The organism is Allobosea sp. 05T433 (assembly GCF_056396065.1).
This window is the reverse complement of the sequence record NZ_JBFTKS010000017.1, coordinates 25,340-36,690: the sequence shown is the minus strand read 5'-3', so window position 1 is coordinate 36,690 and position 11,351 is coordinate 25,340. Positions and strand designations below refer to the sequence as shown.

Here is an 11,351-nt window from a genome sequence, read left to right as displayed (position 1 = left end):
GGATGCGGGCAGAGGCTCAGGCCTTGAAGAAGTGGGTGAAGGCCAGTTCGCGCGAAGGCGTGTTGACGCGTTCATAGGCGACGGTGCGCTTGACCCAGGCCTTCTGCGACTCGACCACCCTCTTGAAGAAGGCGTTTTCGGCAGAAAGCTTGTCGAGCACCTTGTCCCAGGCGACGAGCTGGGCCTTGAGGATCACCTCCGGGGTCGGGACGACGTTGACGCCCTTGGAGCGCAACATGTCGAGATCCTTGGAATAGCGGTCGAGCGCCTTCCAGATCATGTCGGAGGAGGCTGCTTCCGCCGCATATTTGATGATCGCCTTCTGCTCGGGGGCGAGCGCATCGAATTTCGTCTTGTTGAAGATGAGCTCGAAGCTCTCGGCTGCCTGATGGTAACTTTGCAGCATGTAGACCTTGGCGACGTCCTGGAAACCAAGGATCGAGTCGGAGGAGGGATTGTTGAACTCGGCGCCGTCGATGACGCCGCGTTCGAGCGCCGGCACGATCTCGCCACCGGCCAGAATCGTGACTGCGGCTCCCATCTCCTTCATCAAATCGGCCGCGAGGCCGACTGTGCGGTATTTCAGGCCCTTGAAGTCGTCGGGGGTCTTGAGCTCCTTCTTGAACCAGCCAAGCGGCTGGCAGGGCATCGGCCCGCTGAGGAAGCCTACGAGATTGAGCTTCAGGGTCTGGCCGACCAGCTCGTTATAGAGCTCATAGCCGCCGCCATGATTCATCCATCCCAGGAAGCTGGTTGCGTCCCAGCCGAGTGACGGAGGTGTGCCAAAGAGCGAGAAGGCTTTGTTCTTGCCGTACCAATAGGCGCAGACGCCATGCCCGCCATCGAGAATGCCGGCCGCGACCGCATCCTGCATCTGGAAGGCCGGGACGACTGCGCCCGCGGCGAGCACGTCCAGCTTCAGCCGGCCGCCGGACATGTCATTGACCCGCTTGGCGAAGTCGCCGGCGAATTCATGGAAGATGTCCTTGGTCGGCCAGGTGGACTGGAACTTCCACGTCACCGTTTGGGCGCGGCTGACCTGGGGCATGGCAATGGCGCCAGCGCCCGCAAGTGTTGCGACCTTGAGGAAGTTGCGACGATTCGAACGAGGTTTAGCGGTCTCCGTAGTCATGGATTCCCTCCCTGGGTGTGCCGCCATGTATCTGGCGTGTCGTTATTGCGGCCTGCTGGCCGCGATATCCCAGAGTTGCTGTATTCAGTTGCCGTGGCAAGCGATAGGCGTAATACTAAAGTCTTAGAAGTTCGATCGTGATTGCCTTCGCGACTGCACAAGAACGGGAGAGGTTATGCCGCTTCAGAGGCAAGGGAGTGCCGTTGCGTTAGCGGAGCCTGATGTCAGGTCGACTGAGCAAGGCCGAAAATCGGCGATAAACGCCGGATTTCCGGAGTTTTCCTCCGTGGCGCAGGGCCAGGAAAGAGCCTGGGCGCGACGGGAAGAGGGCGCTTGCGCCCTTGAGGCAAAGTGCAATTGCTCGTCGCTGCGAAGGAGGAGCATTGCGAAAACAGAAAGAATGAGGCGCGCGTTACACGCGGCTCATTCCCGTATCGTCGTCTTGGGATCGAGGTCTTTCGACCCCGGAAGGCGGAGCGTCGCTCAGCGGCGGCCTTTGCCGGCAGCGCGCATCTGCATGTACTGGACGGCCTCGAGCAGAACCTTGCGGGGGCGCTCGGCATCGCGCTTGGCCTGTTCGGCCTTGCGGGCGGCCTCACGCACCAGTTCGGCCTGACGCTCGGCTTCCTCCTGGGCGGCGCGTTCGATCGCCGCGAGGCGCTCAGCCTCGACGCGGGCAGCGGCCTTTTCGGCGTCGCGGACAGCGCGTGCATCGGCAATGGCCTGGCGCTCCGCGCGGCGCTGCTGCATGATCGGGTCATCGGCCTTCGGCCGTGCCTGGAAACGCTCTAGCAGCGCCTTCTTGGCATTGGCGGAGTTGGACTGACGATCAGTGAAGCTGCGGTCGTTCGGGTTCTTCAAGGTCTACCTTCTTGGGTTGAACGGGCTCTAACTCGCGAGCCCGCGGGGGCAATAATCCAGAACTGGCCGGATGTGTATTGTAATCAGCGCGCAGGCGCTGCGCCTGCGGCGCGGGTCGGCTTCGCCTTGGGCTTCGGCGCGGCGATGAGACCTTCGCGCTGAGCCTGCTTGCGAGCGGCCTTGCGGGCACGGCGAACGGCATCGGCCTTTTCGCGGGCGCGCTGCTCGGATGGCTTCTCATAAGCTGAGCGGCGCTTCATCTCACGAAAAACGCCTTCGCGCTGCAATTTCTTCTTAAGCACTCGCAGCGCCTGGTCGACGTTATTGTCGCGGACGAGAACCTGCATCCTGGTTTCCTTCATTCGAAATGCGAAAACATCGCGCTGAACCCGGGCCCGAGATCCAGCGAAATCTTCGCAGCGTCATGTTGAAGCGCACCAGAAGGCCGCGCGCCGGTTGTTCGATCTGAGCGGGGAAGGTCGTCGGCGGGCACATTGACATGCGCAGGACCGCGGCGTTCGGCCGAATATCGACGGCCGCCATATGGCCTCTCGAACAGTGAATGTCAATGCAATTGCCGGGGTTCAGGCATGCTTTTGCATGGGCATGCATAGCCGAACGGGCGGCGGCGCGCTTTACAAGTGTCGGGTTTTCGCCAACAGGCAATCCTCGCTTCCGTTACTCGATCCTGGTCTTCTCCGTGAACACGCCGTCGCTGAGTCAGTTCCGCCGCATCGTGGTCAAGGTCGGTTCGGCCCTGCTGGTCGACCGCGAGCGCGGCCGGCTGCGCCAGGCCTGGCTCGCCGCGCTCGCTGAGGATCTCGCCGAACTGCACTTGCGCGGCGCCGATGTGCTTGTCGTCTCGTCGGGGGCAATTGCGCTCGGCCGGACCGTGCTCAGACTTCCGAGCGGTCCGCTGCGACTGGAAGAAAGCCAGGCGGCTGCGGCCGTCGGGCAGATCGCGCTGGCGCGGACATGGTCCGAGGCGCTGGGACATCACGGGCTGACCGCCGGACAGATCCTGCTGACGCTGGCGGATACCGAAGAGCGCCGCCGCTATCTCAATGCGCGCGCCACGCTTGGCCGCCTGCTCGATCTGCGCGCGATTCCGGTGATCAACGAGAATGATACGGTCGCGACGACCGAAATCCGCTATGGCGACAATGACCGCCTCGCCGCGCGTGTCGCGACCATGGCGGGCGCCGACCTGCTGGTGCTGTTCTCCGATATCGATGGGCTCTACACGGCGCCGCCGGCGCGGGACCCGGCTGCGCGCCATATCCCGCTGGTCGAGCTGATCACGCCGGAGATCGAGGCCATGGCGGGCGGAGCAGCGTCCGAACTCTCCCGCGGCGGGATGCGCACCAAGATCGAGGCGGGCAAGATCGCGGCGGCGGGCGGCACTCATATGCTGATCGCCGATGGGCGGACGAAGAACCCGCTCAGTGCGATCGTGGCTGGCGGGCGCTGCACCTGGTTTCTCTCGGCTTCGACGCCTGCGACGGCGCGCAAGACCTGGATTGCTGGCTCGCTCGAGCCGCGCGGCACCCTGTATGTCGATGCAGGGGCCGCTCGTGCCTTGCGCGGTGGAGCGAGCCTGCTGCCTGTCGGCGTCAGCCGGATCGAGGGTGAATTCGCGCGTGGCGATGCCGTGCTCATCCGTGATCCGGATGGGCGGGTGCTCGGACGGGGGCTGGTGGCCTATGATGCGGGGGAGGCGGGGCTCGTGCTCGGCAAGGCCTCGCGCGATATCGAGGCGATCCTCGGCTATCCCGGGCGCGCCGAGATGATCCACCGTGACGACATGGCGCTCGGTGTCGGCTAAGGTCGCCGGGCTCAAGGAAACGGGTGAGTTGACGATGACTGGCGAAGGCGCGCTGCGCGTGGTTTCTGCAAGCGATGGCCAAGAGGAAATCGGCACGGTCATGCATGGGCTAGGCCGGCAGGCCCGCGCTGCTGCGCGGCTGGTCGCGCTTGCGTCGGCTGAGCAGCGCAACGCGGCGCTGATGGCGATGGCCGAGGCCCTGCGCGAGCGTGCGCCGGCGATCCTCGCCGCCAATGCGCGAGACCTCGATGAGGCGCGCGGCGCCGGCCAGAACGCCGCCTTCATCGACCGTCTGATGCTGGACGAGGCCCGGTTGGCGGCGGTTGCCGAAGCGGTGGCGGGCATCGCCCTGTTGCCCGACCCCGTCGGTCGCGTGCTCGCCAAATGGACCCAGCCCAATGGCCTTGCCTTCGAGCGCGTGGCGACACCGCTTGGCGTGATCGCGGTGATCTTCGAAAGCCGCCCGAATGTCACCGCCGATGCCGGCGCGCTTTGCCTGAAGAGCGGCAATGCCGCGATCCTGCGCGCCGGCTCGGATAGTTTCCGCACCTCGACCGAGATTGCTGCAGCGCTCCGCCAGGGACTGGAAACTGCAGGGTTGCCGGGCGACGCGATCCAGCTGGTGCCGACACGTGACCGCGCAGCGGTTGGCGAGATTCTGGCGGGGCTCGGCGGTGCCGTCGATGTCGTCGTGCCGCGCGGCGGCAAGAGCCTGGTCGCCCGTGTCCAGAGCGATGCGCGTGTGCCGGTCTTCGCGCATCTCGACGGCAACTGTCATGTCTATATCCATGGAGCCGCCGATCTCGACATGGCCAAGGCGATCGTGCTGAACGCAAAGCTGCGCCGTACCGGCGTCTGCGGCGCGGCCGAGAGCCTACTGGTCGATGCCGCCTGTGCTGCAACCCATTTGCAGCCGCTCCTCAGGATGCTGGTCGAGGCCGGTTGCGCGGTTCGTGGCGATGTCGCCGCACAGGCGGCCAATCCGCAGGTGACGCCTGCAACCGAGGCGGACTGGGCAACCGAATATCTGGACCGGATCATTGCGGTGAAGGTGGTCGACGGGCTTGATGCGGCGATCGCGCATATCGAGCGCTACGGTTCGCACCATACAGATGCAATCGTGACTGCCGACGAGGCGGCGGCGCAGCGCTTCCTGGCCGAGGTCGATTCAGCCATCGTCGTCCATAATGCCTCGACCCAGTTTGCCGATGGCGGCGAGTTCGGCTTCGGCGCCGAGATCGGCATCGCGACGGGGCGTATGCATGCGCGCGGGCCGGTCGGTGTCGAGCAGCTCTGCTCCTTCAAATACCGGGTTCATGGCAGCGGCCAGATCCGGCCGTGAGGGCAGAGGATCTGCGCCTGCCGCCCCATGCACCGGGCCTTCGGATCGGCTTGTTCGGCGGGAGCTTCAACCCGGCACATGACGGTCACCGCATGGCGAGCCTGACGGCGCTGCGTCGGCTGCAGCTCGACCGCGTCTGGTGGCTGGTCACCCCGGGCAATCCGCTCAAGGACAATGCGGCCCTGCCATCGCTCGGCGAACGCATTGCGACGGCGCAAGAGCTTGCCGATCACGCCCGCATCCATGTCACCGGGGTCGAGGCGAGCCTGCGCACCCGCTATACCGCCGATACCCTGCGCGCCCTCAAATTGCGCTGCCCTGGCGTCCGCTTCGTCTGGATCATGGGGTCCGACAATCTTGCGGGTTTCCACCGCTGGAACGAGTGGCGAGCCATTGCCCGGATGATGCCCATCGCCGTGATCGACCGCCCGGGATCGACGCATCGCGCGGTGGCTTCGCCGGCCGCCAACTGGCTGTCGCGCTGGCGGGTTTCCGAGAATGCCGCTGCCGCCCTGCCGCTGCTGGAGCCCCCCGCCTGGGTGTTCCTGCATGGCCGGCGCTCCGAGCTGTCCTCGACCTATTTGCGCCAGTTGGCTGGTCGCGATTGAATTTCGACCTCATATCGCTTAATTTAGGATCGTCGCGCTGAGAGCGCGTCGTCATGTGAGGATACGGAACTGAACCGTCAAACCCTTGGTGAAGCCGAGCCGAAGCCGCTTCCCCAGGCTGCTGTCCCCGGAAACCCGTCCGCCGACAGCGTGGCCCTCGCAATCCATGTTCTCGAAGATATGAAGGCCGAGGACATCACCGTTATCGATCTGGTTGGCAAGACTTCGCTGGCTGACGCGATGATCATCGCGTCAGGGCGCGTGAACCGCCATGTCGCCTCGATTGCCGACAGCCTCGTCGAGGCCTTCAAGAAGACGGGACTGCCGACGCCGAAGGTCGAGGGCATGCCTGCCTGCGACTGGGTGCTGATCGATACGGGCGATCTCATCGTCCATGTCTTCCGGCCGGAAGTGCGCCAGTTCTACAATCTGGAAAAGATGTGGGGCGCCGACCGCCCGAATGAGCGGCTCGTCGGCTGATCCTGATTTCCGGTGCGGCTCGCCATCATCACCGTCGGCCGGCTCAAGGACGGGCCGGAACGGGACCTCTGCGAGCGCTACCGCGAACGTAGCCATGGTCTCGGGCGCAGCCTTGGTCTGACTGGGCCCGATGTCACGGAGCTGCCTGAAAGCCGGGCGCGGCGGCCTGAAGAGCGCAAGCGCGATGAGGCTGCCGCGATCCTTTCAAAGCTCTCGCCGGGGCTGCTGATTGCACTTGACGAGCGTGGCAGGAGCCTGACGAGCGATGCCTTCGCCGGCAGGATCGCGGCCTCGCGAGACGCCGGTACGGGCACCGCGAGCCTCGTGATCGGCGGTGCGGACGGGCTGGATGAGACCATTCGGGATCGTGCTGATCTGACGCTGGCCTTCGGGGCCCTGACATTGCCGCATCAGCTCGTGCGCGTGCTTGCGTTGGAGCAGCTCTACAGGGCCATGACGATTATCGCCGGACATCCCTATCATCGCGCATGACGTCCGCCGCATCAGTGATTCGAGCCAGTTCGCGCCGCCTCGGCAGCGCCGCTTTGCTATGGCTCGCGCTCGGTCTCGGTCATCTGGCGGTCAACGCTCAGGAGCCGGGGCCCGATCCGGATCGCGTGGCGCCCGAAATCGCGCAGAAACAGGTGGAGAAACAGGCCCGCGAAGCCGAGTTGAAGGCGATCGAGGAACGGCTGGCCGGCAATGCCGAGGCGCGAGCCAAGCTGGAGGCTGAGATCGCCACGATCCGGGCCGATCGGGCCGGTCTCAACAAGGCGCTGCTCGAGACGACGACCCGTACCCAGGGGGTCGAACGTCGTATTGGCGCGATCGAGGAGCGGCTGGCGCTTCTGCAGACCAGCGAAACCGCGATCCGGCGTTCCCTCGAGGGCCGCCGCGGCTTGATCGGCGAAGTCCTGGCCGCGCTCCAGCGGATCGGCCGCCGGCCGCCGCCGGCCGTTCTGGTGCGGCCGGAGGATATCCTGGAGGCGGTGCGCGCCTCGATGCTGCTCGGCGCTGTGGTGCCCGATCTGCGCCAGGAGATCGAGATCCTCAGCACAGATCTCGGCGAGTTGGTGCGGTTGCGCGGCGGGATCGCGGAAGAGCGCAAGGCGATGACCGGTGAGCTGGAAACGCTCGCGGGCGAGCGCCAGCGCCTTGCTTCGCTGATCGACGCCAGGCGCGAGCGCGAGGCCAGCGCCGCCAAGGATATCGAGGCGCAGCGCGGGATGAGCGGAGAGCTTGCGGCGCAGGCGAAGGGTCTGCGCGATTTCGTCGAGCGCATCGAGAAGGAAATCTCCGTCGCGAATCKCGCCGCGGAAGCGGCGCGCCAGGCTCTGGAGGCCGAGACCCGCGAGCAGCGGCAACGCATGGCGGCGCTCGCTTTCAAGGACCCCGCCCGGCTTGCGCCGAAGATCGCTTTCGCGGAAGCTCGCGGCATGCTGCCGCTGCCCGCTGCCGGATCACAATTGCGTGGTTTTGGTGACAATGACGGCGTTGGCGGCACGACGCGCGGAATTTCACTGACAACCCGCCCTAATGCCCTAGTTTCGGCGCCTTCCGACGCTTGGGTTGTTTACGCTGGGCCGTTCCGCTCCTTCGGGCAACTCTTGATCCTGAACGCGGGTGGGGGGTACTATTTGCTCTTGGCCGGCATGCAGCGGATCGACGTGTCGCTGAACCAATTCGTCCTTGCCGGGGAACCGGTTGCGATGATGGGTCAAACGTCGGAAGCTGCCGCGACGATCGTAGGTTCGGGGACTGGGGAACCGGTTCTCTATATTGAGTTCAGAAAAGACGGCGTTTCGATCGACCCGGCACCGTGGTGGACGAAATCGCAAAGCGAAAAGGTTCGCGGATGATGCGCAAGGTCTCCCTCGTTCTCGCCGGCGCAATCGTTGGCGCGGGCCTTACCAGTCTGGCGACGCAGACCCACCTGCTGTCCTCGACCAGCGCGGTCGCGGCCTCGGCCGAGGTCTATCGTAGCCTCAACCTGTTCGGTGACATCTTCGAGAAGATTCGCACCGACTATGTCGAGAAGCCCGACGAGCAGAAGCTGATCGAGGCCGCGATCAACGGCATGGTCTCCTCGCTCGATCCGCATTCGGCCTATCTCGACGCCAAGAGCTTCCGTGACATGGACACGGACATGCGCGGCCAGTTCGGCGGCCTCGGCATAGAGGTCACGATGGAGGACGGCGTCCTCAAGGTCGCCAAGCCGATTCGCGACACGCCCGCCTCCAAGGCCGGCATCCTCGCCAACGACATCATCAGGGAGATCGATGGTGACCAGGTGAAAGGCCTGAGCCTGACCCAGGCCGTGGAGAAGATGCGCGGCATCATCAACACGCAGGTCAAGCTCAAGATCGAGCGCCCGGGCAAGCCGGATCCGCTGGAGTTCACCCTGACGCGTTCCACCATCGTCGTCCCGGCGGTCGAGGAGCGGGTTGAGGGCGATGTCGGCTATATCCGCATCGGCACTTTCAGCGAGCAGACCTATGAGGGCCTGCGCAAGGCGCTCGACAAGGTCAATGCCGAGATCGGTGTCGACAAGATCAAGGGCTATGTGATCGATCTGCGCAATAATCGCGGTGGCAGGCTCGACCAGTCGGTGCTGGTGTCGGACGCGTTCCTGGAGCGCGGCAAGATCGTCTCGACGCGCGGTCGCAATGCCGAGGAGACCCAGGTCTTCAACGCCAAGTCGGGCGACCTGACCAAGGGCAAGCCGGTCGTGGTTCTGATCAACGGCTCTTCGGCCTCGGCGGCCGAGATCGTTGCCGGCGCCCTGCAGGATCACAAGCGCGCAACCGTGATGGGCACGCGCTCGTTCGGCAAGGGCTCGGTGCAGACCGTGATCCCGCTCGGCTCGAATGGCGGCCTGCGCCTGACCACGGCGCGCTACTACACGCCATCGGGCAATTCGATCCAGGCCAAGGGCATCACGCCGGATATCGAGGTCGTCCAGGAAATTCCGCCAGAGCTCAAGGACAAGCTGACGGACAACAAGGGCGAGGCATCCCTGAAGGGCCATCTCAAGTCGGGCGACGGCAAGGATGAGCAGTCGGGTTCGGCTTCCTATGTGCCGAATGACCCGGCCAAGGATACGCAGCTTCTTGCCGCGCTGAATCTGTTGCGGGGTGTCAAGAAGGACGTCGCCGGCCCGGTTCCGACCCCAGAGCCCGCCAAGCCGAACTGATCTCCATCCGACTGGGAGGAGAGCGCCGTTCTCCGGCGCTCTCGACTGCTGGCCCCGCACGCGCCAAGACTAGGCGTGCGGGCCGCTGATTCGGGTCCGATTCGAACAGCTGAGGACGGCTGCCCTTGGCCGGAACGCCGCTTACCGAGCTCGATCGGCCCTTGGGGCAGGGTCGCCCGGTGCGCCACGGCAAACCGTGGGCGCGCTGGCTGTCGCTTGCCCTGAGCGGGGCGATGGGCTGCGCGGCACTTGCGGTGATTGCCATCCTGCTGTTCCGGCGCGATCCCGACGGTGGCGAGCCGATGGCGACTGCCGCGATCGAGATCAGGCAGCCTTCAAGGGAAATCGCGGCCGCACCTGCCGCCGAACCGAATGTCACAGATCCGCGCTCCCAATCCACAGCGCGCCAGCTTGAAATCGAATCAGGGGTGACCGTCGTGCGCCCCGGGGCAGAGGCCCCCGGTGCGATCGTCATCACGATTCCCGATAGCGGCGAGGTCAAGCTCGCGCCGGCTCCCGACAGCCGGCTGGTCGAACGCAGCCGGTTCGGCCTTCTGCCGAAGGTGGCGCCGGACGGCGCGACACCGATGCAGGTCTATGCCCGCCCGTTAGGTCCGGCGCCTGAGACCAAGCCGGCGGGCCGCATTGCGCTTCTCGTCGGCGGGCTGGGCATCAGCCAGAATGGTACGGCAGATGCGATCACGCAGCTGCCTGGCGCGGTTTCGCTGGCCTTCGCGCCTTATGGAGTCGAGCTGGAGCGCGTCGTGCAGCGGGCTCGTGGCGACGGCCATGAGGTCTTCCTGCAGGTGCCGATGGAACCGTTCGACTATCCCGACAACGATCCCGGGCCGCATACCCTGCTCTCGGGCCCCAAGGCCGCGGAGAATCTCGATCGGCTGCATTGGGTGCTGGGTCGCTTCACCGGCTATGTCGGCATCGTCAATTTCCTCGGTGGCCGGCTGACGGCGGATGAGAACGCCCTGTCGCCGGTCCTGCGCGAGATCGCCGGTCGCGGGCTGATGGTCGTCGACGACGGCTCGTCCTCGCGCAGCCAGCTCGCGAGCGCGGCAGCGCGGGCGCAGATTCCGGCACTCAAGGTCGACAGGGTGATCGATACGGTCACCCGCGCCGATGCGATCGACCAGCAGCTGCAGCGGCTTGAGACTCAGGCGCGCGAACAGGGTGTGGCGATCGGCGCGGCGAGCGCGCTGCCGGTCTCGATCGAGCGCATTGCCCGCTGGGCCAAATCTCTGGAGGCCAAGGGCCTCGTCATCGTGCCGGTCAGCGCAGCCCGCGGACTGCGCAATCCCTCCACAACAGGGTCCCTGAAATGACCGAGCCGCCTCCCGGCTATCGCCCCTGCGTCGGGCTGGCCTTGTTCAACCGCGACGGGCTCGTCTTCGTCGGGCGCCGGGCGGACAAGACCAAGCGCGAGCATGTTGCGCCGGGCTTCGCCTGGCAGATGCCGCAAGGTGGCATCGATCCCGGCGAGACGCCCTATCAGGCGGCGCTGCGTGAGCTGCAGGAGGAAACCAATGTCACCTCCGTCTCGCTGCTGGCGGAGGTGCCCGTCTGGCTGAGCTATGATCTTCCCGTGGATATCGGCCAACAGGCCTGGAAGGGTCGCTGGCGCGGCCAGGCCCAGAAATGGTTCGCCTTCCGCCTCGACGGTCCCGACAGCGAGATCGATATCCTGCACCCGGCAGGAGGTCACAAGGCAGAGTTCGAGGCCTGGCGCTGGGCACGGCTGGAAGAGACGCCCGATCTGATCATTCCGTTCAAGCAGGCCGTCTATCGCGACGTGGTCCGGTCCTTCGCTCCCTTCGCTGCGGACTGATCATTCCAAGTTCGTCTCGGCGTGAAACAAACATTTCGCGCCCTGCGATTTGCTCTACCATTTCCTGGGGAGT

General features: G+C 65.4%; 12 protein-coding genes. 9 read left to right on the top strand and 3 right to left on the bottom strand.

Annotated elements, in window-relative coordinates; genetic code table 11:
* Window positions 1–16: 16 nt before the first annotated feature.
* The 3 genes from AC1DGP_RS21915 to rpsU form a co-directional block, all read right to left on the bottom strand.
* Window positions 17–1,132, bottom strand: a complete 1,116-nt coding sequence (locus AC1DGP_RS21915; protein WP_441492180.1) for a TRAP transporter substrate-binding protein — start codon at window positions 1,130–1,132, stop codon at window positions 17–19.
* 483 nt (window positions 1,133–1,615) lie between these two features.
* On the bottom strand, window positions 1,616–1,993 hold the full coding sequence (locus tag AC1DGP_RS21910; protein WP_441477526.1) for a DUF6481 family protein: 378 nt from the start codon (window positions 1,991–1,993) through the stop codon (window positions 1,616–1,618).
* An 83-nt stretch (window positions 1,994–2,076) separates the two neighbouring features.
* Complete coding sequence (gene rpsU, locus AC1DGP_RS21905) at window positions 2,077–2,340, bottom strand: 30S ribosomal protein S21 (protein ID WP_069882405.1); 264 nt, start codon at window positions 2,338–2,340, stop codon at window positions 2,077–2,079.
* A 353-nt stretch (window positions 2,341–2,693) separates the two neighbouring features.
* Between rpsU and proB the strand changes: the two genes are divergently transcribed.
* From proB to AC1DGP_RS21860, 9 genes are all read left to right on the top strand, one after another.
* A complete protein-coding gene (proB, locus tag AC1DGP_RS21900) occupies window positions 2,694–3,818 on the top strand; it encodes a glutamate 5-kinase (protein ID WP_441505624.1) in 1,125 nt (374 codons plus the stop codon).
* Between the two features lie 100 nt (window positions 3,819–3,918).
* Window positions 3,919–5,160, top strand: coding sequence for a glutamate-5-semialdehyde dehydrogenase (locus AC1DGP_RS21895; protein WP_441505809.1), 1,242 nt, complete (start codon window positions 3,919–3,921; stop codon window positions 5,158–5,160).
* Window positions 5,157–5,768 (top strand): nicotinate-nucleotide adenylyltransferase, encoded by a 612-nt coding sequence (locus AC1DGP_RS21890; protein WP_441492179.1) that lies wholly within the window; start codon window positions 5,157–5,159, stop codon window positions 5,766–5,768. The genes AC1DGP_RS21895 and AC1DGP_RS21890 overlap by 4 nt, the downstream gene beginning before the upstream one ends.
* Before the next feature lie 150 nt (window positions 5,769–5,918).
* Entirely contained in the window at window positions 5,919–6,248 is a 330-nt protein-coding gene (gene rsfS / locus AC1DGP_RS21885; RefSeq protein ID WP_441477524.1) for a ribosome silencing factor, read from the top strand.
* A 12-nt stretch (window positions 6,249–6,260) separates the two neighbouring features.
* A complete protein-coding gene (rlmH, locus tag AC1DGP_RS21880) occupies window positions 6,261–6,740 on the top strand; it encodes a 23S rRNA (pseudouridine(1915)-N(3))-methyltransferase RlmH (protein WP_441505623.1) in 480 nt (159 codons plus the stop codon).
* A complete protein-coding gene (locus AC1DGP_RS21875) occupies window positions 6,737–8,107 on the top strand; it encodes a murein hydrolase activator EnvC family protein (protein ID WP_476832522.1) in 1,371 nt (456 codons plus the stop codon). The genes rlmH and AC1DGP_RS21875 overlap by 4 nt, the downstream gene beginning before the upstream one ends.
* On the top strand, window positions 8,107–9,441 hold the full coding sequence (locus AC1DGP_RS21870; protein WP_441492176.1) for a S41 family peptidase: 1,335 nt from the start codon (window positions 8,107–8,109) through the stop codon (window positions 9,439–9,441). The genes AC1DGP_RS21875 and AC1DGP_RS21870 overlap by 1 nt, the downstream gene beginning before the upstream one ends.
* A gap of 125 nt (window positions 9,442–9,566) precedes the next feature.
* Window positions 9,567–10,775 (top strand): divergent polysaccharide deacetylase family protein, encoded by a 1,209-nt coding sequence (locus AC1DGP_RS21865; protein WP_441505621.1) that lies wholly within the window; start codon window positions 9,567–9,569, stop codon window positions 10,773–10,775.
* Entirely contained in the window at window positions 10,772–11,278 is a 507-nt protein-coding gene (locus AC1DGP_RS21860) for an RNA pyrophosphohydrolase (protein WP_441492174.1), read from the top strand. The genes AC1DGP_RS21865 and AC1DGP_RS21860 overlap by 4 nt, the downstream gene beginning before the upstream one ends.
* Window positions 11,279–11,351: the final 73 nt, after the last annotated feature.

Bases quoted from the DNA above. Each gene is read 5' to 3' on its own strand.
- AC1DGP_RS21915 (WP_441492180.1), bottom strand. From the start codon at position 1,132: ATGACTACGGAGACCGCTAAACCTCGTTCGAATCGTCGCAACTTCCTC.
- rpsU (WP_069882405.1), bottom strand. From the start codon at position 2,340: ATGCAGGTTCTCGTCCGCGACAATAACGTCGACCAGGCGCTGCGAGTG.
- AC1DGP_RS21895 (WP_441505809.1), top strand. From the start codon at position 3,919: ATGCATGGGCTAGGCCGGCAGGCCCGCGCTGCTGCGCGGCTGGTCGCG.
- AC1DGP_RS21870 (WP_441492176.1), top strand. From the start codon at position 8,107: ATGCGCAAGGTCTCCCTCGTTCTCGCCGGCGCAATCGTTGGCGCGGGC.
- AC1DGP_RS21860 (WP_441492174.1), top strand. From the start codon at position 10,772: ATGACCGAGCCGCCTCCCGGCTATCGCCCCTGCGTCGGGCTGGCCTTG.